The sequence below is a fragment of the Legionella stuttgartensis genome (assembly GCF_977063405.2).
The window spans coordinates 134,739-159,788 of the sequence record NZ_CDRUHA020000093.1 but is presented as its reverse complement, the minus strand read 5'-3'; the positions used below and the strand labels follow the sequence as shown (position 1 = coordinate 159,788).

Genomic DNA, 25,050 nt, shown 5'->3' with positions numbered 1-25,050 from the left:
TTGAAATTACAATACTGTTTTACATAATGTAACTACTTATTTTATCTGTTACTTGGTTATTTTCATCCAGCCAACCCATTGATTGCATGATTTCCTTACTGCGTTTGCCGTTACCATGTTTTGAACGTCCTTGAGCATGCTCTACTAATTCATCCAAGCTCAAATCCTTATTGACATAACTTTTAGCAAAAAAAGAATAAATACCACACCAAGCGCTTTTGTCCTGGAACAATTTTTGTTCGTAGTGTTGCAAAAAATCGTTCTTTAATAATTCAGACTCCTTGTGGCGTTTTTCAGCTTCTTTCACTTTTGCTGCTTCTCGATCGGGTTTTTCTTGGGCAAGAAGAATATTTCTTTCGGCCTCTCTATTGGCTTTTTCTTGAACAAGATGAATATGCAGATAGTCAATGATAGGTTGAACCTTATATATTTGAGCGATAGAGATAATGTTGTCGACATCTTCTTGTGGCATATCAGCCGGATTTTCCAATACTTGAAACGCCCGTAAGAATAAATCAAATTCGCCTATTGAAATAACAGAGTGCATTAATATAACAAAGGCCTCATTATCTATTTTATTATGTTCAGCTTCGTTTAATAGGTTAGTAATGAATTTCGAGGCTAATTTTCTCGCATGGGCTAGAGCTTCATTGAGAATATCATCTTCGTTTAGAGCGGCGAGCAGATCTGCTGCTAAAGAATCCACACTGATGGTTTCCATTTTTGGGGGGCACATTTCAAGCAAGGGAGAAGCAATCTGATAAGTAAGGTCGATTAATCCTTGAAGAGGGTTTTTAGAAAAGGTACATGGCTTTTCTCCCATTGAGCCCTGCTTTAACTCTTTTAATGTGGGGACTATGGGAATATCAGCTCCATAAAAATCTGATACGACATCCCAAAAAATATACCGGGCTACAGGAGGTTCTGTAGCGTCCTTGGGTAATTCAAAACAGAAATGCTCACTGTCATCAACAGGGTGTAGGATACTTATGGGTAATGAAAATGTGAACGCAACTGCATATTCGGTTATAATTTTTTTAAGCATTTTTTGAGCAAACTGTTTCTCTTTGAATTGCTCTTTCATCGTAATGAACTGAGGAGGACTACCAATGACTTTTTGTTCTCCTTTTCTGTTATAAATCACAATAGACTCTTCTTTGCATAGGCTATTAAAATCTTTTGTAACCAGAACATTAAGGGAATAAGTAGCCTTTCCTGGATCTTCAATTTTTAGGGGTAAGATTTCAAAACGTTGAGTTTTTAAGCCTAATGCACTGATTTGATCGAGTAAAGATTGCTCCTTTTGAATTTTACTGTTCCAAAAATCTTCACTGGATATTATTTTTCCTTCATAAATGATCTCTTTATCAAATTTATTAGGAATAAAAAAGCATTGATTTGTTCCTTTAATTTGGTACACATTTTTTTCAGAGCCACCACCCAGCCATTGACAATCTGATTTTCTAAAGGTTTTGCCATTTAAGGTGAGGAGGATTCCGTCCTTTTGGGCAAAAAAAAGTTTTAGCCAGTCTTTCATAGAAACAGCCCGAATGAAGAGGTGGGGGGTGTTATATTATCACTATGGCTAAAATTACTCCATTAAAATAACAAGAAGATGATTTAATTCGTTTTCTGCTATCCAGGTGATAGAACATGTTTTTTTTCTTTGTCTTTCATCTTTTCATTATTTGGTTGTTGATGATCCGACTCTATGTTCCTCCTGTGTGTTAATAGTTCATGATGTGCTTTTTCCTGTCTTCTCAGATTGAAATCAATCCGCTTTTGCTTGGCTTCTACCAAAGAATTAAAAATTGTTAGCTTTTTTATATTCATTTTCTCATCTGAATCAAGCCACTTTTTTTTATGTAAGGTCTCACGTACTTTCGAACTGCTATACCATAGACCACGATAAAAAGAATATTTTTTATTATTTTGTGAAGGACCAAAAAGTGTGCCGGTATAATAATTAATGTACGCATCAAACAACACCAAGTTTTTGTGGAATTGTTGTGCTATAGCCTGCTGATTTCCCTGATTATTACAAAAATAAAGCTTTATATTTTTGACTTTAGAATGTACGAAAACAAAATCAGAGTTAAAACGCTCTGCTATTTTATCAATACTAAGGAAGTTCGTTTGGCTGGTAATAGGATAAGTGCTGGTCAAGTGATAATGTTCTAATAAATGATTCACCCCATGTGCGAGTATATAGATGGTGAGATGTTCCATTTTCATTAATTTATAATCAATTGGAGTACCATATTGTAAGATGAGTATATTTTGATTTTTAAGCGTTTCTTTCCAATGGATTGCCTTGGCAATGAGATCATTATGTTCATGGAATGGGATATATAGGATTATCATGTTTTTCTCATCTTGGAAAAGAATTATGAGCAGTAACTATTGGTCATTCAAAGTTTCTAAGAAATGGTGATTGCAGCATTTTGAGAATGAATTGTTCACAACGATGTAATTGTTCAAGCGCAACGAATTCATTAGCCCGATGTGCGTGCTCAATACTACCTGGACCACAAACAATAGTAGGTATTTCTGCTTGTTGGAATAACCCCGCCTCCGTGGCATAAGCGACTTTTAATTGTTCTTGATTCTGACAAATTGCTTGGGCAGCACGCACAATGGGTTCTGATAATGGTGTATCTAATCCTGGTGCTTTAGCGAGTGTTTCCAAGACCACGTTCGTATTCAATTGTTCTTTGCGCAGAGATGGAATTAGTTGGGCGTTGAGGTAATCCATGATTTGTTGATGGAGTTGTACTGGATTATCTGCCACTAAGTTTCTAATTTCAAAAACAAACTCACATAAACTGGGAATTGTATTATAAGCGTTTCCGCCCTGAATGAGGTTGGTGGAAATTGTAGTATAGGGTACATCGTAAGAGGTATCATGATGTCCTTGTGATTTAAATTGTTGCGCCATATCGCGAAGATAAGTAATAAATGATGCGGCATGTTCTATCGCATTACACCCTTGAGGGGTTAGTGATGAGTGCGCAGCTACCCCGTGAATTTTACAGCGATAGCATTGTATTCCTTTATGCCCGATCACCGGCTGCATTGAGGTTGGTTCACCTACAATACATGCTTTGGGTTTATAATTTAAGTGAGTCATTTTCTCAATAAGGCTTGGTGCACCAAGGCAACCAATTTCTTCATCGTAAGAAAAAGCAAAATGTATTGGGAAATTGAGATTAAGTGCTTTCAATTGTGGGATTAGGCTCATAACTACAGCAATGAAGCCTTTCATATCACAAGCTCCTCTACCATATATTTTCTCGTCTTTAACCGTTGCTTGAAATGGATTGCTGTCCCATGCTTGTCCATCAACGGGCACTACATCCGTATGACCCGACAAGATAAGCCCACCATTGAATTGACCATGACGATCAGGGAGGGATGCAAGTAAATTTGCTTTTAAGCCTTTATTGTCATGGATTAAAATGGGATTAATATGAAAATCATTTAATGCATTAGCTAGTGTTTCTATTAGTGATAGATTGGAATTGCGCGAGGTGGTATCAAAAGCGATAAGTTTTGTTAGCCAATCCAGAGTATTCATGATAATCCTGTAATCTAAGTTAAGCTGTTGTGATCAAAGAATTATAATCGTTCTCAATGTTTAAAAACACCCAAAATCTTCGCCCTAGTTTTCTTCACATGCTGAAAATAATCACCCTGAGTATGATTAGGAAACTTATTCACCGTGAAATTCTGCATGGATTGTCTACAATCAGGATAGTGAGGTTTTTAAATAGCTGATTTTAGATTATGCATAATCTCCATCTATTGTTGACTTACATAAGGATATGAGCAATGAAAACGATGAAGGCAGTACAAGTGAATCAATCAGGAGAATGGGAAACTGTTGAAAAAGACTTAGTGATGCCGGGGGCAAATCAAGTACGTATTAAAGTTGAAGCCTGCGGCGTATGTCATTCCGATGTATTTGTGAAAGAAAATTTATGGCCCAATCTTCAATTTCCAAGAATTCCAGGTCATGAAATAGCTGGAATAATCGATGAGGTTGGGGCCAATAGTACTAAATGGAAACAAGGTCAACGTGTTGGAGTTGGTTGGGCAGGAGTTCGTTGCGGACAATGTCTTCCTTGTCGACATGGTGATTTTATTTTATGTGAAAACCATCAAATTACAGGATTACATTTTGATGGAGGATATGCACAATATATGATAGCACCAGTTGAAGCACTTGCTGCGATTCCTGATGAACTTTCTTTTGCGGAAGCGGCACCACTAATGTGTGCGGGTATAACAACTTTTAATGCACTACGACATAGCGCGGCCCGTGCGGGTGATTTAGTGGCAATACAGGGGGTAGGAGGGCTGGGGCATCTTGCAATTCAATTTGCTAATAAAATGGGCTTTAAAACGGTTGCACTTTCTTCAGGATCTGATAAAGAATCACTTGCTAAACAGTTAGGTGCCCATATTTACTTAAACTCTGATGACCACGATGTCGTTCTTGAATTACAAAAATTAGGTGGTGCCCGAGTTATTCTGGCAACAGCACCTAGTGGAAAATCAATTACTCCTTTAATTAATGCTTTAGGAAATAAAGGCGAACTTCTTATTGTGGGGGCCTCTAATGATCCAATTGAAGTTGTCTCCACTCAGCTTATTGGGGGTAATCGATCAATAAAAGGTTGGCCGTCTGGAAGTGCAATTGATATAGAGGAAACATTACAGTTTTGTGCATTGACAGGTATTCGTCCTATGATTCAACAGTATCCACTTGCCCAAGCGGAAAAAGCCTTTGAAGATATGATGTCCAACAAAGCGCGATTTCGCTCGGTGCTCGTAATGCAATGAAATTAAGTGAATATTGTTGTTCTATAATTAATTAGAGTCGATAAAATTATTTCAAGGAGTGAAATTATTATGAAAAAATTATTATTAATTATTTTTTCGTTTACGATGATCAATGCAGCTTCCTATGCTAGCAAAATTGTAATTACTGGAACTCCTATTATTTTGGAAAAGCAAGGTGATGTTTATTATGTGCCTAGTGATTATAAATCGACTAAATCGTATTATTATGTAAATTTAAATGGAGCCCGTCAGGTATGTTATATGGACAAGCAACCTGAGTTATCTGCTCTGAATACTACAACACTTGAAGTGAATTATAACGGCTCGAGTTTGACTTGGATTTGTTATCCATTAGATACCAATTATTTTGAAACTCGATAAACATCCTGGCCTGAATTTTGTTATATTCTCTGCCCTTAGGTTACGATATCTTGTTTATCTTTCACAGATTGTCTGATCTCGCAGGCAAGCTCTGAGAGAATGAACGTTCTACGTCCGCGCTTTATGTGCGGTACGTAGGTTTAAATTTCGTAGGTAAGAGCCATTAACTTAGACTAGTGACCTGAAGTTAAACTCATGACTCCAATATCAAGCTAACCCGAGTTTCGCTGCGCATCACCCAGGCTACAATGGAAGATTCAACCAAAATTATTTTTCTTGTTTTGAAGATTCTAAATTGAGTCCATTCACTATTTCTTGGAGCATTTTTAAATGAATGGGTTTGGTTAATATTTTATTCATTTCTGCACGCAAAGGATTATCTCCTGTTTCACCTGAGGTATTGGTAGTTAGGCCAATAATCGGTAAAGGAGTTTTATGACGTCGTTGTTCCATATCGCGGATACACTGAACGAGGTTTTTATCTGAAATACCAGATATACCTACATCAGTAATGATTAAGTCAAAATCATTAGTTTCTAACAATTCTAAGGCATGTTCACCATCGATCGCCGAATAAAATTCATACCCTGCTTGTTCTACAACATTTTCAATCATATGCAGAGAGATGATGTTATCTTCTACGAGAAGCATAAGCGGCCCATGAGATACTGCTTCTTTCTTCGGTGCTTTTGTTTCATTATAGGTAAGTGTGTTGTTCTCGTTATACCCAATTTTCATTGTGAGGGTAAAATAAAAAGATGAGCCTTTTCCTACTTCACTTTCTAAATTTATTTCTCCACCGAGTAGGCTTAAGTATTTTTGTGCAACATGAAGGCCTACACCATAACCACCGTGCTGGCTTTTATAAGAAGGCGTAGCCCGGAAGAAGCGGTCAAAGATTTTATCTTTTAATTCTGGGGGTATGCCAATTCCTGTATCAATCACACTGAATCGGAGTTGAGCATAGCTATTTTCATGAGAAAGTGTTTCCACTTTAATTGTAACAATGCCCGTATCAGTGAATCTAATTGCATTTCCTACTAAATTTAATAAAACTCGATGTAGTTTTGTACCATCAGTAATAAAACTATTTGGTGCCGTATCATCAATTTCGATATTAAGCTGAATTTTTTTCATTTCCAGAGTAGGTTGAACAAGATGTGCGATATCTTTAATGTTTTTGCGTAGTTCGAATAATTCTTCGTGGACATCTCGTTCTTTGAGATTATCTGCGGCAACGATTTCCATTACACCATTTAATAAATCCAATAATTGTTCACCACTTTCATGAATCCAGCGTGCATATTGTTTTCTTTCAGGATCTTCTGCTTTTGCTTCTAGAAGTCGTGACATTCCAACAATACCGCTTAATGGGGTATGAATATCATGACTCATGTTTTCAATAAATTCAGTTTTTGCCTGGTTTGCAACCTCAGCATTTTCTTTGGCACGACGCAGAGCAACTTCCATTTTTTTGCGTTCGGTGATGTCTAGAGAAATACCCAAAACACCAATCGTCTCATTCTTTTGATTGCGTAAGGGAACTTTTTGGGAATAATAAATGCCCATTCCATTCGCCATGACTGCATATTCTTCTGCAGTATGTGGTATGCCGGTTTCCATAACCAATTTATTGAGTTTATTCAATTCTTCTGCCTGATCTTTCCATGGCATATCGTAATTGGTTTTCCCAACAATCTCTTTCCTTGACTGTAAGCGAGCACTTTTTGCTTGTAGATCGTTGCAACCTAAAAAAACATTATTCTTATCAAGCCAGTAAACATGTCCTGGCATTAAAGCAATTATATTTTCATAATAATCATGAACTGCTTGTAATTCATTTTTAAATTTTAGTTTTTCTTCTTCTAGAGATTGAGTTAATTGCTGAATCTCTTCGTTCTTTTGATTAATAATTTCGTGTAATTCTTTTATTTTTTCAGAATCCATTTTCCACCATATAAAATGACTTAGATAACCGAGGTATGTGCATTAATTAAGTAAAAATATTGTTGATTGACAGTATGTTAATGAACTCACTCGTAAAAAGTATAGTAAATCAGCTAAAATAATCTGTCTCTAATAAATAAATAGTGAGGATATTATAAACTATTTATAAAAAAATTGGTTATTTTTTTTTCAAAATGAATTATACTATGTCTATATTTTTCAATTGAAAATTGAATGTGGTTTGGTTCTCCAAACCAAAAGATATTAATTTAAGTACGTAACACCATGATTTAAAGGGTTTTTAGGTAGTAGAGTGAATTGCTAGCGTACAGAAGTAATAGAAATAACGCTAAGGAAATATTAGATGCCAAAAATTAAAGGTCCAAGAGACGGCAAAATTATTACCGCAAGTTTTGATTCAAAAGACAACAGTAAAAGTCGGTTCCCTTCTTTGAAAACTACAAAAGATCTAGTTCTTTTAAGCATTAAAGGAAATGAGTATTGTGCCGGTGAATTTTTGGGAGCCATTGTGCAACAAGCGGTTGCAATGCATCAAACTGGTTCTGAATATACTGGCATTCATGGCAAAGCAACATTTTTGATTGCTGATGAAATTTATTGGCATAATCTGGAAGCTTCCTTCTCTGGTGATGATGTAGATGCTCTTAAAAGGAAGGCCATAGAGTTAGGTGACTTATATTTAAAAGCTAATCTTGCTGCGTTCTTAGCACCTTTAGGGCTAAATCCAGAAAGTTTTAATAATAGTTATCCTTGCCTGACAATGGATGAAAAAATTCAGATTATCAATAAATTAGCAGCAGAGAAAGGAAAAAATTTTGAAATAGTGCGTTGGCGTGATTGGGTGAGCCAAAATAATTTCAATGAAAAATTAGAACAAATAATGCCACTTTATAGCACTGTAGAAGGTCTTAAGACAACGATTGACAAAACAAGTGCTGAGTTTGTGAGCCGTCATACCCTCGAAGCAGATGATCCCAAAATATGGCTTCATCGTTCTCAGGATTACCTTACCGAAGAAAGTCCTTCCATTATGTTGTTAGGAGCCGATTTAGGTTATAATTTTATCATCTATCCAGGGAGTATCTTACTTCCGTTTCAAGCAACAAAAGAATACTTTGTGGTTGAAAAGCATGTTGCTCGCATTGAGAAAGGTGTGAATATTAAAACAGAATGTAATCATGATAAATTTTGTATTCATGTGGAGGATCCATCTCGGTATGTCAACTGGTTAGAAGTTAACTTTAAAAAAAGTCATGAAAACCTACCTAAAAACGAAGCAATAGCTGCTAGTAAGATTACTTTTTTTAGTCCTACAAAAATACGTACACCAAAACTACCACTTAGACTATTATCTTCTACTGCAAAAGAGGAAGAGGACTCTACGGAGCTTGTGGCTCAAAAAGAAGTTGATTCTTACTCAATAATGAAGGGAATTCATCAGGCTCTTGAGAAAGAACTCCTTTCTAAGCAGAAATTAAACTCAAATCAATCGTCAACTCCATTGGCTCAAATATTTGAAGGTATAACCCAAGGACTTTTAACAGCAGATATGCCTATGTCAGAAAAGATGGGTATGTTAGCCGAGCTTATAGATAACTATATTAACCGTCCTAGTCCAGGATATACCAGCTGTCAAAAGCTCTCTATTGCGTAAAAATAGTTAGCCCCATATCGACTTGATAGGGGGCTTTTTAAAGTAATCCGTCCGAAATTATTTCAACATATCGGGATTAAATGGCTGACCATTAACAATCAGCTTTTGATTTTCTAATTTAAACGTCAATACATAATCGTTACCCTCAATCTTTAAAAAGCCTTTGCTGACAAGATCTTGTAATATTTTGTCGGCTTTGTTTGCTGCGTCATTATCAGTATTAGATAAGATTTGTGTTGGGGTAGTCGATCCAGGTGAGGTTACTTGGGTCTCTGGAGTGGTTTGAGTATTGTTAGAACTGTTGGTGTTATTAGCTAGATCACTTTTAATAGATGCGGTCATCAGTTCTTTTACTGTTGTTCTAGGTGCCTTAAAGTAACCTTCACCTTGCATTTTTTGCATTACTTGAGAGAGGTCATTTCCTTCGCCTTTGGGTACTGATAGTTTAAAGTTCCCTATAATTTCTCCACCAGGTAGGTTCAGCTTCATTTCAGAAATCTCTAATATCGCCCCTTTGGCAACGAGTTTGGGTAATTCCGTTGCGAATGCCAGTGTAACGAAGTTAGGGTCGCTATTATTTTGAATCATATTGAATTCTTGTTGATTGATTTTGGCTACAATGGCTGGATCCAGATTTCTAAAATTCAAGTGTAAAATACCTGGCCCATAATTCTGATTATTAGTAAATAAGTTTTGTAATGACAGTTTAAAGTCGATGTTCAGTGCATCATCATTAACATCAGAGCTAGCCGAGAAATCGAATCCAGTAAGCTCGAAATTTTTTGCACCAGCTAGATTGACTGCAACAGAAGGAATTTTAAAGCGTGTTTGTCCAAGCCATAACCATTCTTGGTGTCTTTTAAATTTATAATCATAGGCGACTTCGCCAACTTTGAAGACCACATTACTTTGAGTATTCGCAGGATTGTTGGCTTTTCCGTTTAATCCTAATAATCTTAAATTACCATCGATATAATCAAGATTAGAAGAAACACAGAGCAAAGAAGTTAAACCTTGCCAATCGAACTGAAAATCGCCTTCATTTTGTCCAATCTTACCTTCCATGGAAAAAGAAGGAAGCGTGTATCTGAAAACAGTTTTATTCAGATAATTTATAAAGGCTTCGTAATGAGTTGCAGGTTGTGTAGTAATGAGACCTAATCCAAAACGGATGCCATTGGGTGTCGTTAAAAAAGGTCCATGTTTGATGAGAATAGGTATATCCATATTCAAATCAACCGGCGGTTCTGTTTTAGTGACTCCATCTTTATCAGTTGTGCTTTGAGCGGGAATATACATCTTTAGTGTTAATACCGCTTTAGATGAAAACCAACCACGGTGGTATTTATCAAGATGAACACTAAATGCGGAAGTTTTAGGTATTGAGTCTATATTTTTATTTAGAGTGCTTTTGATTGTTAAACCAATGAAATAGTAGGCTATGAGGATAAGCACTACCAAAGATATGAGAAATCCAGACCATTTTTTCATAAGTACCCAAATTAAAATCCCTTTGTTTATATTATTTAGACTAAAAATTTTATTTTGTAAATTAAATAGATATTGTTCTGGGTTAGAACTGGAGTTGCATAAACCTATTTAAGGATTTCTCTTCAATAATACTCTGTGGCCTAAAGACCAGAATGCTCTGGTCTCTATGATTTTTAATGATTAAAGCTTAATAAATTACTAATGGTCTCAGGAATTGATTTAGGAATTGGTGCAAAAAATGACTGATACATTGTCTTACGAATATAATTCTGATAACCAATTGATTCGGAGATATTTTTTTGAAAATCTTTCAAATTCATCAGTTTTAACTGATAACCTTCTTCCAACATATTATTGAATTGGACATCATCTGTGCTGGAATAAAATCCCCCCAGTTCTCCCCATACTTTTTGAGTAACCTCTGTTTTTATTGATTGCCAGATGGGTAATAAATTGTTTTCAAGAAGTGAAAATAACTGCATTAACTTCCTATAGTCTTGTGCTGTCTGAGGATTGGTGAAGGGTTCTAGATATTTCATTGCTACTTGTTCAATAATTTTATCCCTACGTGTGGAGATAGCAAAGCTCAATGCTTTTTCAAGTGGAACAAATTCATCAATGCTCGATTCATAAACAAGAACCTCACCTGTTTCGAATTCATAGAACCAACCATGAAGAGTGAGTTCTTTACGTTTCAATTTTTCAGCAATTAATGGATATGATTTTAAATGCTCCATCTGAGCTAAAATGTTTAATTTAGTAGCCTGAAGTACTTTTAAATTGAAATCATCGGGAAGAGATTCTTTAGAGTCATTCATTTGTTTTAAGACAGAATGTGAATGAGTAAGCCATGAGGCTACTTCAGGTAGACGCTCCTTGAGGTTGGGAGTTAATAAACCTTTCATAGCACCGCAGTGTGAATGGCCACAAATAATAATATCTTTAATGCTATGAAGCTCGCTTAAAGCAAACATAAGGCCAGCAGCTTCACTTGATGGAACATGAGAAGGTGGAATGATATTGCCTACATTACGAATGACAAATATATCACCAGGTTTTGCTTGTATTAAAAGATTTGATAAACGTGAATCAGAACATGTAATGAATAAAATTTCAGGGCTTTGACCTACACTTAATTGTTTGAACAGGTCTTCCATTTGTTTAAAAGATCCATCTTGAAACTGACGAACCCCAAGCATCAATTTAATTAACATAGGTGCTCCTTTTTTAGTAGAGAATCGGTTGATATATGCGCAGGAAGAGTGGATATCCCTTTTTTAAATATTCAAGGTAAGACATTATTTCATAATCGTCAATTTATATAACAAAATTGTAAAGTTGTCTTTAGGGTATTCTGGATATTCCATAAATAAATACTATTATTTTAATAGCTGCAGAAATCTTAAGAAGGATTTTTAATGGACTTTCCCGGTGTTACGAGCGCTCAAATAGAAAATAAGCTTATAACCGAGTCATATAAAAAATTTTATGTTCTAGTGATTGCGGATTTTTTTGCAACCATCATTTATGCCTTAATCATATGGCCCCAAGTAAATGACAAACATTTAGTAGTATCTTGGGTACTGTTGATGTTTGTTTTCAATCAATTATTAAGAGGACTATTCTTATTTCGGTATCATCAGCAAAAAAAGCAAGAGGTCTTATTTCGCGCTTCTTTTTGGAAAAAATATTTTATAATAAATAACTTACAATCAGGTATTTTATGGGCTTTAGGTGGATTGCTGTTTCTTTATATAGACAATCCGCTTGCTCGGATGGCCATTTTTGTCTATCTGATTGGACTGCTTGGAGCTCCTGCAGCTAAATTGCTAACCATTCACAGTGCTTTTGTAGCATTCATGACTCCAATATGGTTACTCCTGATTTTTTTATCAGTATCAATTACGCCTTCATTATCGTTAATATTATTTATGGCCACGGTGCTTTATACGCTTATTGTGCTTTATGGTACCACAACAGTTAATCAATTTTTAATGAAGTCAATTTATCTGGAAATATATAGTTCGAATCTTTTATCCGATTTAAGACGCAGTGAAGAGAGTTTTCGTAATACTATTGAAAATGCACCTATTGGGATGGCCATTGTTACACCTGAAGGAAAATTCATCCATACGAATCGGACATTGCAAGAAATTTTAGGGTATAGCAGTGAGGAATTACATAGTAAAAATATGCTGGATATCACTTATGTCGATGATGTGCCTATGACTCAAGATGCCTTGAATAAACTTCTGAAGAGCGAGTTACGTATCTCCCATATGGAAAAACGTTATATTCGAAAAGATGGCAGCATTATCTGGGCGATGGTTAGTGCAACACTCATTCGTGATGAACAGGGAGAACCGATTAATTTTATTATGCAAATGAAAGATGTCAGTGATCGTATTCAAAATGAAGAAAAAATGCGAGAACTAAATGAAAAAACGATGGAAACTTTAAATGAATTGAAGTTGTTGGAGCATGATGAAAGCTTATTAAATAAATTAAATCGTTCATTGCAAATTTGTATTACAACCGAAGAGGCTTATCCACGAATCAATTTAATTGCTCAAGATTTATTTCCTGATTTAAGCGGTGGCTTATCCATTTACAATAAAGGGGTAAATCAAATGGAAACTGTAGTTCAATGGGGAAAAGAACAACTACTCCCAAAGACTTTCTTTCCCATGGATTGTTTTTCCATTCGTGAAGCGACTACCAATGTGATTGATGATCCGAATAAATCAGTTCCTTGTGCCCATTATAAGACTCCTCCTCAAGGAGGATATATGGCATTACCGCTCATGGTTCAAAATGAATTAATAGGTGTTATCCATCTACTTGCTCCAAAAGGTAAAAAGTTAACTCAACACCAACAAGACATGGCAAATTCATTTGGTAATATTGTGAAGCTTGCCATTGCTAATATTAATCTGCGCGTATCATTGAGTGAGTTATCATTACATGATCCATTAACTAATCTTTATAATCGCCGGTATTTAAATGATATTTTATCGCGGGAATTAATTCGAATTGCTCGGGAGAAAAATACATTGTGTGTGGCGATGCTGGATATCGATAATTTCAAGAAATTTAATGATACCTACAGTCATTTAGCGGGGGATGAGGTACTTAAATTGATTGGGAAATTATTGAAGGAAAGTTTCCGTGAAAGTGATATTTCTTTCCGCTTCGGAGGCGAAGAATTTGTCGTTATGTTGTTAAATGCCTCATTGGATAATGCGGTGGGTAAAATGGAGCGACTTCGCGAAAAGATACGCACAGCACCCATATTTTTTAAAGGTAATCCTTTGAATAATATTACCATCTCCATTGGCGTAGCAGAAGCACCAAAACACGGTGCTACTATTGACGAGATAATAAAGGCTGCTGACCATGCTCTTTACGCAGCGAAACAATCAGGTAAAGATAAAGTAAAAGCCTATCATTCATAATACATTCATATTTTGAAGCAAAACTCCAAAATATGAACGTGGCAGAAAGCCGCTAAAAATTTACTACCGATTTTGAGCGTGCTAAATTCTTAAGCTCTTCCTCAAAAGTGTTCTTCAATGTTTCTCCGATTTCAGGGCTTGGACTAACGGTAATGGCGCCTTTAGAGAGTTGGTCGCTAATAAAACAGGCTAATTCATCTATTGTTATCCGAACTTTAGCAGGCTGATTCATTAATAGGCTTTCTAACTGCACTGTTAACTCTTCGAGTGCCTTGTTAAAATAATCTTTTGCTTCTGAAATGCTAACAGTTATAGTGGGTATGGGACTCTGAGGGCCATTACTAAATAATCGATACGAGCCAATCAATTTTGTGTGTTGATTGTCTATGTTTTTCAATTTTTCACTGGCTCTGTGATGCTTGGGATCTATTTTAGATATTAATCGATATAGATCATGAGACAACACAATTGCATTTTGTTTTTGAATGTAACGCGCTTTATTTGTATCGAAGAAGTCTGCTATTAGACAGAGTAAATTAGCTAAAAATCTTGGATTCGCTGAGTGCGTAGTTATTCTTTCCAAAGCCAGTTGAAACGCTCTACAGTGGGGGAGATCATCTTCTGATGGCACTTGAGACGAGGGGCTAAAAAATGCTTGTTTTGGCATTTGATCAAAACCATTGGAACTAAATGACGGACTCACTAAAGGGCTTTGTGACATGAGCTGAATCGGAGACATGTTATTGGTTGAAGATGAGGGCAATGTACTAACCTCACTGTTTTCACCGTCAAAACGGTGAAGGTCCCACAACATATCGACAGGACAAGCTCTTGTATCGAGCTCATGCAATGGAATGGATTGGAGCGCTTCCGGAATATCTTCTAGTAAGTCCGAGGACAAGATATCCTCCATAATTTCTGGCGCATCATTTTCTATTTCTCCCTGCTCTTCTTTCTCGTCCTCCTGAGGTGCTAGTTTAAGTAAATTTTGAAGGTCTTCAAGGATAGGGTTGTCTCGCTCATCTTCCGGGACTAAATCATAAAGCGCTTTACATTCAGCAGTAAGTTCATGAATATCTTGCTCATTAAAAAGTGCCACTCTTGCGACATAGCTTAGTAGCTCTAGTTTACGCAAAGGTGATTTAATGTTCTTTTCTAAAAGCTTATGTGTGCTAAGGTACTCAGACATTACTCGAAGATGAGTTCCATCTTGGGTGGTTTTATACGTGCGCTCAAGTAAATTTAAATATCCTAGACTGCTCGAAAGCTTAGGAGTTCCTTCTGTTTTTATTTGAAAGTCAATGGCTCGCTTCATCCACTCAATGGATTGTGCCAGTAATTCGAGATTCCCTTCTTCATCCTCTTCAAATTGATCCACTAACTCGTCGCTCACCTCTTCGCAAACTGTTGCGAATAATTTACTGACTCGTGTAATTACATTTTCTTTATTGCTAAAAGCGTTTCTGGATTTTTCAAGATGGGTTTTGTGAGTTAGCATCATCTCATGTAACAAACCGGGAATATCTCGCCAATAGTTTATAACGGTAGCAAAATTTGAATTCAGAGCTTCCCGTTCAATTATTAACAGTTTAGTACTTATGATCTCAGAGAGTACATAAACTAAAGCATCATAAAAATCAGCATGTCGGGTCATTTGAGTAGCAGCATGAAGTTGCAATGTTTTTAGTGCTTCTGAATAATGTACAAGTGCATCCTCATAGCGTTTCTCATTGTATGCTTTATCGCCATCTAGTTGTCTGTATGTATTAAAGTAAAATCCCATGATTATTATCCAGAAAAAATTGATATTGTAGCTAAGCAATTTTTTTAATCAATAAGGAAATATATAATTTCAATTGTTCATAATTGGAAAGAAAAATTATATATAACTAAGAGGCGATTTTGGCTAGTAGTTACAACTATCTGCGAGTATTCTCTTTGTAATGGATAAAAATCATTATATTTATAGTCAAGGAAAATCGGGATGTTTTTTACCAATATACTTAATAAAGAAAATGATTTAAATGTACAGGGACGAATCTATTACCGATCGGATAAGCGCCCACCCGAATTGATTTTTAAAGAAGGATTTTCCCCGAGAATTACAGAGTTTGAGGCAGCTTGGTGGAAAGAAGCAATCAAATATAGAGGATATATTAATGACCGAGGAATTGATGATCGGGCTGTGGATGCTGATCCCGCGGTCTGTGTGTGTATGAGTACCAAATTTGAGAGTGCTGCGTATTTTCCTCTCAATGATGAAGATACTTATATTTATGCTATTGCACTTCCTGATTTTACACAAATTGAATACATCAACTCAACGGGAGAAGTCAGGTTATCACGAACAAAGAATTGTCCCGCTGACAATAAAGAAATTGTTGTTGATTTAAATGGATTGCAAACAGTTCAGACAAGAAATATTAATGAGTTTTTTAACGCTTCAATGTCTCTTAGTGCAGGTTGGCCTTTATATGCTTATGAAGCACTGTCATATCGTGTATGGCCTCGCTCTGTTATCTGTGCCATTAAATGCACTAGAAAAGATGTAGAGGAAGAACAAAATCAAAATAATACAGAACATGGAAAAATGTCTTTAGATAAAAAAATTACCCTTACCGGGCCGATAATGAACAATTTAAATTTTTGTGAGGCACACTTAATGCGAATTGGTTCAGCGGATCAAATATCGCTTGCAGTGATGGACTATGGTCCGCAAAAAATTCAGGCAATCCAACACATGTCGGAAATGAAACAGAAAAATGATTTGCGAACACCTAATATTTATTACGGATTAGGAGGGAAAACCTTTTAATACCTATAAAGGAAGTAATGCTCAAATTTATGAAGTACTTACGGGGAACTAAGTCATTAAATTTTTTACTATCGCCCCCACTTGCTAATTTGTTCAAATATAAATCATAGCGATAAAAAAGTTGACTTTTCCGTAATAATTGCATTAAAATATGCTCACATTGATTAAATAAGTATCATTTTAGGAGCGAATTTATTATGCAGTCCAAAAGTTCCGCATTTTTTAAGAAAGAAAGTATGCCAAAAACCAGTCAAGAAGCTTTTGATATTTTAGATTCTTCTGCGGATCTAGATGATATAAAAAGAATCGTATTTCATTTTAAACAGCTAGTTAATACTAAACGAAGCATTTTAAATTCTCATGCGCTTCTTAACGGAAGAATAAGTGATAATAAAGAATTCATTTATGGCCTAGAAGAGCGTTTAAATAAATTACAACAAGCTGTAGATAATAATGCACCTTATCCGTCTTTATATGGTGATGTTTGTCGACTTAAAGGGGATCTACAGGTAATTCTTGGATATTATCAAGCTCAGATAAAAAGAAATCAGCCCATTGTGAGAGATTATTTAAAAGCGACTCAACATCCAGAAAGCAATCTTGCGATCTTAGCATCTTCTATTGCAGCTCACGATACTACATCACTTGATAAACAAGCTTCAAAAGCATTCATTAAGTATACAATTAATTATTGTGCACCTTCTATTATGAAAGAAGATATAGAAAAGATTGGTGAAATTGTTCAAAAGCCATTTTTGGCTGATCATCACGATGAGCCAGGGTTTTCCTACATATAATCGATCGGTATTTCTTACAACGCTTGTCTACTAAGAGTCCTTTATATACTAAATCCCGCGGGCAAGCCGCGGGAGCCAGGGAGTGAGCGGAATTTAACTTTTAAAAAGGATTAGATAGTTGGCAACCTAATCCAAAGCATCCCATACTACTCGGAGGCGGATTTTTACAAGCTACTGCTCCAAATGTAATCGAAGCGGGTGACGCAGTAACATCTACAGCTGTAATGGTACAGGATTGAGTACTGGTCGTCGAAGAAACAGTAATTTTAGCCCCTTTATAAATTAAAAATTGTGGCCATGGTGTCACTGCGCTGATCTCAGGAGCTGAACCCGAATTAGCAGGTATCGTCACGTTAATCATTGGATGTTGATTTGATGGATAAGTAATTTGCACTTTAAATGATGCCTGGGTTGGTGGGGTAGTACCAAATATCGTTAATAATGTGCCGCTGGTATATCCTTGGCATCCTTTTGCGGACACTATCGCATTGTTAGGAACAAATCCAGCTCCTTTTTGAACACAATTTGAATTAAAAAGACCGTAATTTTGTTCTGCTGTAGGACCACCTTTTGCTGGTTCATCATACGCTTCGAATGCAAGAACTCCTATATTGTATCCAGAGGTTTTTACAAAATTACTTGTATTCAATTGATAAAGGGTTTTTAAGTACGCAGTCGCATTTGCTACTGATGGTTCACATGGCCCTGGAGAGTTACATGCATATCCTGTGGTGGTTCCCGCTGTTGCCCAACCTGTTTCTGCTGCCATTAAGACTCGCCCAGGTGTATAAAATGGTTTTGGGCTCGCTTTGGGTAATGCAGGAGGTGTTGTCGAACCTACAACCTGGATGTAATCCCATGCGAGTGAATTAGTATGCTGAACCTTTGAACTTAATGGAGGCGTCCATACTGCTGTAGTTGCGGGTAATACTCCAAATTGAAAAGGATAGGGATCAAAAGCTAAGGGGGCGGTAGGCGAGTAGGAGTCAATTAGTGTTTTCATATCTGCAGAAATTGCAGGACTTGGAGTGACAAAATTTCCACTGACGACCGCTGAACCTACCGGAGTGGTTAAACTATGGGTCGCTAATGTTGTTTTCAGAGCAGAAACAGCACTTGTTAAATAATTAATATTTGAGGTTCCGGTACACGGAGGAACTCTATCTCCTGCATTACAATAATTTTCGTGTCCTGCAAAAACAAGAATGACGGTTTTATTAAATACTGCAGGGGTAACGGCATCAATCACCGAATTTAATGTGTCTTGTGCACATGGAATATAATCTTGAGCGCCAAATGGACAGGTTGGGTAAATGGTGTCACTTGGCAGTTGAGGAATATCAGCTTCATAAATAACTTTCATTCCTAAAATGTTGGCTTGTTTAATAATATCTATCCAACTATACGGTTCGGTTTGATAAGAGCGAACGGTTGTAAATCCTGCATTTTGCAATTGTTGGAGTTCTGCATAGACATTGGTAGCTGTCGCGTTATTGGGTGTTCCTGTATAAAAAACATCGTGAAAATTGAAGGGATAGTTATTGGTATAATGATTCGGATTATAATCAACACCAATAAGCTTATTGAATGAAAAGGTTTGTACTGTGGTAGAGGTAGTAAGTTTATTAGAACTCAGATGACCAATTAACTCAGCAGCTAGAGTAAACGTACCATTCGCAGGTGAGGTGAATGTACCTGCAATATTGCATTGTTCGCCGCTTGCTAATGTTCCGGTTGTTCCCGATGGGACACAGCTGTTGCTCGTGATTGAGAAATTCGGATGAAGTGGATTATTATTTTGAGTGATGTTTTGGGTAAAACTGGCTGTTGAAGCATCATGGTTTGTGAACGTAAACGTAACTGTGTAATTGGAATTTGTAAATGCTTGGCTCGGTAAGGGGTGCGCTAAAGGAAAATCCACGGTACCAAGAAGACCTGCTGGAGTATTGGTCGCAATTGTTGTTAACGCGGGTTGAACATGAACGACGTTATTATCATATCCATTGTAAGCCACCAAAATAGTTTTTCGACCAATGCTATTAGGGGTTAGGGTAATGCTATAGCTGCAGCTTTCTTTAGGTTGTAGTTTTTTACCAGAACATCGATCGTTGTATTTAAACTCTTCTTCGGTAGCAGTGCATGCTTGATTAGGGGTTGGGCACAATATTGGTATTACTCGGAATGGTTTTTTAAAAGCAAAGGGAAGATTATTGGTAAAAATATATGTAGAAGTAACACTTCCTCCTAATGTGGTGCTCTTTTTTGGAAATGGTTGATCTAAAGAATGAAGGACAGGATTACTTGCAAAGACCGGACTCATCATTAAAAACAAAGTGCTTGCTAATTGGAATTGATTCATTTTCACTCTAATGTTCCCTTTTAGTAGTAATAACTCAACAATAAGAAATGCCATTCAGAAAATAGGTTGAGTTGCTTAATTGCTACGGCAATTATGCAACAGCTTCCATTCTATTTCATGCAATGGGTTCCTAATTTATTTTAATTTAAAGCAGGACACCATACTAAATAATGCAATACAAATTTGCTACATCTAATTATTTAAATCCTTAATAGAATGCAAATTTCACTTCGAATATTTATGGCAAAGAAAATGACTCTGAACTAATCGGGTCTCACATAAAAAAAACTTAGTGATTTTAAAATGAGCGATATGTTAGTATTTGCCATTTTTATTAAGGGGTGGTGTATCTATGGGACAGGAAAAGAAAGAGAAAAAAACACTTTGGGATGCTTATGCTTTTAGTGTGACTTATACTGGAATTACAACTTTTGTAGGGCAACCAGCAGAACGACTTAAGGTTGCAATTCAAACCAATCTTGTACAAAGTTCTTATTCTGTTACCAAACAATTTATCGGGGCAAATTTACAGCATTTTTCTACTGGATTTTTGTCGTGCTTTTTACGTCAACAAGGTAAAGTTGCATACAGACCCTTATTGATTACTCATATGCCGAAAGAAGTTGATAAATTAGAGCTTCCTCTGATCATTGGCGGACCATTCAAAGCAGCGATCTCCGCTACTTTTGATACTTTAGTGCTCAGTCCCCTTGAGAACATTAAAACAGTACAAATGAGAGCTATAGCAAGCCAGACTAAGCCTATAAAACCTATTCAGGCCATGCAAACGATTTATCAGCAAAAAGGAGTGCCAGGTTTTTTTGCTGGGAGTAATGCAACTCTTGGAAAATCATTTCCTAGTTGGCTCTATTTGTACACAACTTATCATGCAATTAAAACGAAACGAGAAAAGCAAAGTTTCTTATCTACAATTCTATGGGCAACCACAGCCTCAATCCCTATCACTTTAACGACAACCCCACTTGATGTAATAAAGAGTCAACAACAGGCGTGTTTGGATGCATCCAAGCCCACAATAAAAGACATTGCATCAGAAATTTATAAAAACCATGGCATCAGTGCATTTTTTAAAGGATTTAATTGCCGATTAATGCATAAATCATTATCTACAGCAGGTGCTTATGTGATTTTAGATATTGGAAGTAAAATGTAATTTCGTAGTATACGATAAAGTTGAGGACAGATTGGTCTGTCCTCAGAATGTTTCTTGCACGAAATTTTATTTTCAGACATCATTAAAATTAAAAGATAGAAATCAATCTTATCTTTTATTATTTCTTAATAAATAAATCTAAAAAAGTCGATAAATTATGAATAAAATGACACATAATGAAAAAGATGCGTATCACATTGTGGAGCAATTTAATCATTTAAATGCTTCACGAGCACCTATATCAGATTTTTTACCTATCGTTGATCCAGAAAATTTAATTATTACCCTACGTGGTAGCGATATTGTATTTAAGGGAATCGCTGGTTTTGCGGATCATCAAATAGGTAAATTAATATATTTCGATCAAAAGTTTGACTGTGAATTGGTTAAGAGCGAAACGCAAGACGATCAAATTACGCTGAGTACCAAAGGGGCATGGTATGCACGAATGTGGCAATCTCCCGCAGCTTACAGTCAACAACTGATTGCCGATTTAAGTCATACTTGGATTTTAAAAAAAACCAAACAATCAAAATATATTATTGTCATTCATATTTGTGAACATTTTAAATATAGAGAGGGATTTTCTCCTGGTGATATGGTTGAAGACTTTCATCTTACTTTAAAATAATTTGAGTGCTTCTTCAGGACAAAGCTACGTTGCATTACTAGGAGAGTAAAATGAGTTTTGCAGCGATTAGAGTGGTTTATTGATCTTAAGAAACTTTTATGTTTAGATGCTTTCCAACAATCACTGCAACTCAGGGAAGTCTGAAAATAGATGCGTGTCAGCTGAGCGGTTAAGAAAAATAATTAACGGATTAATCATGAGCCGCTCTTCAAGTAACTCACCGATTATTCATAATTTCGACTACATAACTTTGATATTCGATAACTTTTTTGCAAGGAGCATTAATTGAAAAGATATCCTCTATTTTTCATTTTATTCTCAAGTTTTCTAAACCACAATGTTTTCGCAGACTCTCACTTTAGTACGGCACCAGCCCCTAATCCTTTATGGACCTTTATCCCCGATGTAAAATTTCCACCTAAGGTAACTGTGAGTCCCACAGGAACTGCTACTGTAAAATATATCGTAACCAATCAATCAAAAAAACCAAAGATTTTGATTATGAGCCCTATTATCGGAATCAATCAAGTGACTTCCGGGACGGGCAACTGTAGCAATCCTTTTTCATTAGGATATAAACAATCCTGTACTTTAACCTTAGAAGTGATTGGCTCTGAATTAGTAAGGAACATATCAGGTGGCCCTGTGGTTTGCAATCAAGGCAATCGCTTGCAATGTTATCAACCTGGCTCTACCAACAGCTTGAATATTACTAAAGGTGATGCGACGATATTTTATGTCAATGGCAGTAAGCCTGTAAACGGTAATGGAAGTAGTTGGACCAATGCATTTAATAATTTACAGTCCGCACTGGAAGCTGCAGATGTTGATCCTGGTTCGGTTGAAATCTGGGTAGCTCAAGGAGTTTATAAACCCACTCGAGTCTATGCGCCACAAGGAGTGGTTGGAGGAGCATATGGAGTTAACACCCCTAAATTAAGAACGTTTAATCTACCGAGTGATACAGCGATATATGGTGGATTTTCCGGGAAAGAAACGAGTCGTGGGCAAAGAAATGGACAGCGTTATCCCACTATTTTATGTGGTGACATGACCTCAACTTGTCTTAGTCCCTATGTAGTACATAGTAGCAACAATAGGGTATGGCATGTGCTTATGGCTGGAAGCGATGTTCCCCCAGGAGAAGGTGTTAAAAATGTTAAGCTCGATAGCCTCATTGTCAGAGGAGGTTATGCGGTAGGCCCAGATAGTGGGGTTTTAGGAGCCGCACGGGTACTTGTGAGTTTGGATTATGAACATGCTGCCGGCGGAGGTCTCTTGGCTCGCTATGGTTCAACGATTGAACTAAGTAATATGCTTTTTGAGCAAAATATAAGTGATGGTTCCAATGCCACAGTGACGGAAATTCTCAACGGAGAGTTCCTCGCATTAGCTTCAGGTGGGGGAGCTATTGCAGCAATAGATACTGATACTTCAATTACTATAAAACAGTCCAAATTTATTAATAATCTAGCTGTTTTTCCAGGTGGTAGTGGTGGTGCTTTAGAAAATTTGATTGATGCTGCGTATACGGTTACTTCAAGTCAATTTGAACAAAATATTGCTTTTCGTAATGGGGGAGCGATTCGTGGTAAAGATGGTGGAGATATCACCATTGCGTCAAGTAATTTCAAGGGCAATGCTTTAAAGGGCCCAGTCCCAGATGCAAGTGGTGGTGCTGTTGGAGTGATTAATACGAATTTATCAGTATCCAATTCAACGTTTACGCAAAATCAAACGACGCGTACCGGTTTTGGTGGTGGTGCGATTTTTTTCCACATACCTTTTAATGATGGCACTCCTCATTTTTTAACTGTTGTAAACTCTAAATTTACAGATAATGTTGCAGCCGCATTTGGAGGCGGTGGTGTTAATGTTTTTGGAATACTTCCCAATCCAGGTTCGCGAGCCAAGATCATGAATTCTGAATTTACTAACAACTCTGGTGGTGTTGGTGGGGCAATTTACATAGATTCAATAGTGACAACAGTAACACAATCTATGTTCTCGAAGAATAAAGCAGAATTGGAAGGGGGGGGGATTTTTGCTTCTAACTATGGGAATGCTCTACTTGCATCTCCTTTAAAACCATTGGCACAAATCTCAAATAATAAGTTTTTATATAATACAATCGAGGGAGTGCCTTCTGGGGTTCTTTCACCGCTAATTTTCTTTAATGGTATAGCCAATTTCTTTAGTGGAGGTAGTTCTTCAGTAACTACTATGGCACCAGGAGGCGGTGCCATAGCTGTTGAGTTTTCTGGAAATGCCAGGATTATTGATAATATTTTTGAAAAAAATACCGCACTGAAAAAACCATTGGAAGAGGATAATAGAGGAGGCGCAATACTAGTAGGAGGCTCATCAGGAACTCCATTAGCCATGAATTTGGCGCATGCGTGTGTCTCTTCGAATAAATTTTTCGGCAACCAAGCGAATATAGATAATAATATCGCGCTATATAATCCAGGAAACATCCCTGGAGGTGTAACAATTGATGCATGCGTTCTCCCGATAAAAAAATAGTAGGAGTTCTATAACTCGGATGAGACTCAGTTCTAATCCGGGTTTATAAATTTGATAGGGTTATACCTATAGTTCAATTCATTTTTATAAGATTTTTGAGTTCATTCTATGAATAAATTAGGATGGTTTGTTTGTTAACTTGTCTCATGTAAGGAGTTTTGATGAGGAAACACTGCTATTTAGTATTACTGATGAACATTTTAAGTGGTAGCGCAATGGCTGGTACCATGGGGGACTCTGTCTCACCTTTTAATTATGTTGCGGCATTAAGCATTGGTCCTGTATGGGAAAGTGGGGGTGCTGCTCAAACCTTTTTTTTGGCTCCTGGGATTGAAAAAACTTATACGGCGGATAAATCGACACATACACTTGCGGATTTTGAAGTGTTTTTGGGCCTGCAAAAAGCATTAACTCCAACATTCTGGGGGCAGTTAGGGGTGGCGGTAGCTGCAACGACCAATGCCAGTCTTTCTGGAGACATTTGGGATGATGCAGATCCTGAATTTGATAATTTTACCTACAGCTACAAAATTCAGCACACTCATGTTGCCGCAAAAGGGAAATTATTGGCTGATATGGGACTTATAGTGATGCCTTGGGTGAGTGGAAGCATTGGTGTAGGTTTTAATGAGGCACGTTCTTTTAGAAATACCCCGAAGATTTTTGAAGCGATACCTAATCCGAATTTTGCCTCCCATACTCAAACGGCCTTTACCTATACGGTGGGCGCAGGAATACAGAAGGCATTGAGTCAGAATTGGCAAGTTGGGGTAGGTTATGAATTTGCCGATTGGGGTAAAAGTCAACTTGGTCGCGCCTCAGGCCAAACAATAGGAGAAGGTTTGGAATTGAATCACTTCTATACAAATGGGGTTTTATTCAACATTACTTATGTTGCCTAAACACACCGGTACTTAAGGAACATTAAATCACGAGTTTCCTAAATAGTGTGAG

General features: G+C 36.8%; 18 protein-coding genes. 10 read left to right on the top strand and 8 right to left on the bottom strand.

Features of this window, described 5'->3' with window-relative positions:
- Positions 1-19: 19 nt before the first annotated feature.
- From ACWTEW_RS30840 to argE, 3 genes are all read right to left on the bottom strand, one after another.
- Positions 20-1,537 carry a hypothetical protein gene (locus ACWTEW_RS30840; protein ID WP_454781787.1) on the bottom strand — a complete coding sequence of 506 codons (1,518 nt, stop codon included), beginning with the start codon at positions 1,535-1,537 and terminating at the stop codon, positions 20-22.
- A gap of 98 nt (positions 1,538-1,635) precedes the next feature.
- Entirely contained in the window at positions 1,636-2,364 is a 729-nt protein-coding gene (locus tag ACWTEW_RS30835; RefSeq protein ID WP_454781786.1) for a hypothetical protein, read from the bottom strand.
- Between the two features lie 43 nt (positions 2,365-2,407).
- A complete protein-coding gene (argE, locus tag ACWTEW_RS30830) occupies positions 2,408-3,577 on the bottom strand; it encodes an acetylornithine deacetylase (RefSeq protein WP_454781785.1) in 1,170 nt (389 codons plus the stop codon).
- Positions 3,578-3,831: 254 nt separating this feature from the next.
- Between argE and ACWTEW_RS30825 the strand changes: the two genes are divergently transcribed.
- Complete coding sequence (locus ACWTEW_RS30825; RefSeq protein WP_454781784.1) at positions 3,832-4,845, top strand: alcohol dehydrogenase; 1,014 nt, start codon at positions 3,832-3,834, stop codon at positions 4,843-4,845.
- A 69-nt stretch (positions 4,846-4,914) separates the two neighbouring features.
- Complete coding sequence (locus ACWTEW_RS30820) at positions 4,915-5,226, top strand: hypothetical protein (protein WP_454781783.1); 312 nt, start codon at positions 4,915-4,917, stop codon at positions 5,224-5,226.
- A 267-nt stretch (positions 5,227-5,493) separates the two neighbouring features.
- Here the strand turns inward: ACWTEW_RS30820 and ACWTEW_RS30815 are convergent, their stop codons facing one another.
- On the bottom strand, positions 5,494-7,173 hold the full coding sequence (locus ACWTEW_RS30815; RefSeq protein WP_454781782.1) for an ATP-binding protein: 1,680 nt from the start codon (positions 7,171-7,173) through the stop codon (positions 5,494-5,496).
- Between the two features lie 364 nt (positions 7,174-7,537).
- Here ACWTEW_RS30815 and ACWTEW_RS30810 point away from each other — a divergent pair, with 364 nt between their 5' ends.
- On the top strand, positions 7,538-8,848 hold the full coding sequence (locus ACWTEW_RS30810; RefSeq protein WP_454781781.1) for a hypothetical protein: 1,311 nt from the start codon (positions 7,538-7,540) through the stop codon (positions 8,846-8,848).
- 57 nt (positions 8,849-8,905) lie between these two features.
- Here the strand turns inward: ACWTEW_RS30810 and ACWTEW_RS30805 are convergent, their stop codons facing one another.
- Both ACWTEW_RS30805 and ACWTEW_RS30800 read right to left on the bottom strand, forming a co-directional pair.
- The gene (locus tag ACWTEW_RS30805) at positions 8,906-10,339 is read right to left on the bottom strand and encodes a YdgA family protein (RefSeq protein WP_454781780.1); all 1,434 of its coding nucleotides are present in this window, start codon (positions 10,337-10,339) and stop codon (positions 8,906-8,908) included.
- Between the two features lie 173 nt (positions 10,340-10,512).
- The gene (locus ACWTEW_RS30800) at positions 10,513-11,553 is read right to left on the bottom strand and encodes a carbonic anhydrase (protein WP_454781779.1); all 1,041 of its coding nucleotides are present in this window, start codon (positions 11,551-11,553) and stop codon (positions 10,513-10,515) included.
- Positions 11,554-11,757: 204 nt separating this feature from the next.
- Here ACWTEW_RS30800 and ACWTEW_RS30795 point away from each other — a divergent pair, with 204 nt between their 5' ends.
- Positions 11,758-13,794, top strand: coding sequence for a GGDEF domain-containing protein (locus tag ACWTEW_RS30795; RefSeq protein WP_454781778.1), 2,037 nt, complete (start codon positions 11,758-11,760; stop codon positions 13,792-13,794).
- Positions 13,795-13,846: 52 nt separating this feature from the next.
- On the opposite strand, the gene ACWTEW_RS30790 is transcribed toward ACWTEW_RS30795, so the two are convergent.
- Entirely contained in the window at positions 13,847-15,577 is a 1,731-nt protein-coding gene (locus ACWTEW_RS30790; protein WP_454781777.1) for a hypothetical protein, read from the bottom strand.
- Positions 15,578-15,778: 201 nt separating this feature from the next.
- Here ACWTEW_RS30790 and ACWTEW_RS30785 point away from each other — a divergent pair, with 201 nt between their 5' ends.
- Together ACWTEW_RS30785 and ACWTEW_RS30780 are read left to right on the top strand one after the other, a co-directional pair.
- A complete protein-coding gene (locus ACWTEW_RS30785; RefSeq protein WP_454781776.1) occupies positions 15,779-16,609 on the top strand; it encodes a hypothetical protein in 831 nt (276 codons plus the stop codon).
- A 197-nt stretch (positions 16,610-16,806) separates the two neighbouring features.
- Positions 16,807-17,406, top strand: coding sequence for a hypothetical protein (locus ACWTEW_RS30780; RefSeq protein ID WP_454781775.1), 600 nt, complete (start codon positions 16,807-16,809; stop codon positions 17,404-17,406).
- 100 nt (positions 17,407-17,506) lie between these two features.
- On the opposite strand, the gene ACWTEW_RS30775 is transcribed toward ACWTEW_RS30780, so the two are convergent.
- The gene (locus ACWTEW_RS30775; RefSeq protein WP_454782060.1) at positions 17,507-19,765 is read right to left on the bottom strand and encodes a hypothetical protein; all 2,259 of its coding nucleotides are present in this window, start codon (positions 19,763-19,765) and stop codon (positions 17,507-17,509) included.
- Positions 19,766-20,117: 352 nt separating this feature from the next.
- Between ACWTEW_RS30775 and ACWTEW_RS30770 the strand changes: the two genes are divergently transcribed.
- The 4 genes from ACWTEW_RS30770 (at position 20,118) to ACWTEW_RS30755 (ending at position 24,998) form a co-directional block, all read left to right on the top strand.
- A complete protein-coding gene (locus ACWTEW_RS30770; RefSeq protein WP_454781774.1) occupies positions 20,118-20,939 on the top strand; it encodes an MC/SLC25 family protein in 822 nt (273 codons plus the stop codon).
- A 157-nt stretch (positions 20,940-21,096) separates the two neighbouring features.
- Entirely contained in the window at positions 21,097-21,570 is a 474-nt protein-coding gene (locus ACWTEW_RS30765; RefSeq protein WP_454781773.1) for a hypothetical protein, read from the top strand.
- 285 nt (positions 21,571-21,855) lie between these two features.
- Positions 21,856-24,096, top strand: a complete 2,241-nt coding sequence (locus ACWTEW_RS30760) for a hypothetical protein (RefSeq protein WP_454781772.1) — start codon at positions 21,856-21,858, stop codon at positions 24,094-24,096.
- Between the two features lie 161 nt (positions 24,097-24,257).
- Entirely contained in the window at positions 24,258-24,998 is a 741-nt protein-coding gene (locus ACWTEW_RS30755; RefSeq protein WP_454781771.1) for an outer membrane protein, read from the top strand.
- The last annotated feature ends 52 nt before the right edge of the window (positions 24,999-25,050 follow it).

Coding starts and splice junctions, on each gene's coding strand:
- ACWTEW_RS30840 (WP_454781787.1), bottom strand. CDS start 1,537: ATGAAAGACTGGCTAAAACTTTTTTTTGCCCAAAAGGACGGAATCCTC.
- ACWTEW_RS30835 (WP_454781786.1), bottom strand. CDS start 2,364: ATGATAATCCTATATATCCCATTCCATGAACATAATGATCTCATTGCC.
- argE (WP_454781785.1), bottom strand. CDS start 3,577: ATGAATACTCTGGATTGGCTAACAAAACTTATCGCTTTTGATACCACC.
- ACWTEW_RS30825 (WP_454781784.1), top strand. CDS start 3,832: ATGAAAACGATGAAGGCAGTACAAGTGAATCAATCAGGAGAATGGGAA.
- ACWTEW_RS30820 (WP_454781783.1), top strand. CDS start 4,915: ATGAAAAAATTATTATTAATTATTTTTTCGTTTACGATGATCAATGCA.
- ACWTEW_RS30815 (WP_454781782.1), bottom strand. CDS start 7,173: ATGGATTCTGAAAAAATAAAAGAATTACACGAAATTATTAATCAAAAG.
- ACWTEW_RS30810 (WP_454781781.1), top strand. CDS start 7,538: ATGCCAAAAATTAAAGGTCCAAGAGACGGCAAAATTATTACCGCAAGT.
- ACWTEW_RS30805 (WP_454781780.1), bottom strand. CDS start 10,339: ATGAAAAAATGGTCTGGATTTCTCATATCTTTGGTAGTGCTTATCCTC.
- ACWTEW_RS30800 (WP_454781779.1), bottom strand. CDS start 11,553: ATGTTAATTAAATTGATGCTTGGGGTTCGTCAGTTTCAAGATGGATCT.
- ACWTEW_RS30795 (WP_454781778.1), top strand. CDS start 11,758: ATGGACTTTCCCGGTGTTACGAGCGCTCAAATAGAAAATAAGCTTATA.
- ACWTEW_RS30790 (WP_454781777.1), bottom strand. CDS start 15,577: ATGGGATTTTACTTTAATACATACAGACAACTAGATGGCGATAAAGCA.
- ACWTEW_RS30785 (WP_454781776.1), top strand. CDS start 15,779: ATGTTTTTTACCAATATACTTAATAAAGAAAATGATTTAAATGTACAG.
- ACWTEW_RS30780 (WP_454781775.1), top strand. CDS start 16,807: ATGCAGTCCAAAAGTTCCGCATTTTTTAAGAAAGAAAGTATGCCAAAA.
- ACWTEW_RS30775 (WP_454782060.1), bottom strand. CDS start 19,765: ATGAATCAATTCCAATTAGCAAGCACTTTGTTTTTAATGATGAGTCCG.
- ACWTEW_RS30770 (WP_454781774.1), top strand. CDS start 20,118: ATGGGACAGGAAAAGAAAGAGAAAAAAACACTTTGGGATGCTTATGCT.
- ACWTEW_RS30765 (WP_454781773.1), top strand. CDS start 21,097: ATGAATAAAATGACACATAATGAAAAAGATGCGTATCACATTGTGGAG.
- ACWTEW_RS30755 (WP_454781771.1), top strand. CDS start 24,258: ATGAGGAAACACTGCTATTTAGTATTACTGATGAACATTTTAAGTGGT.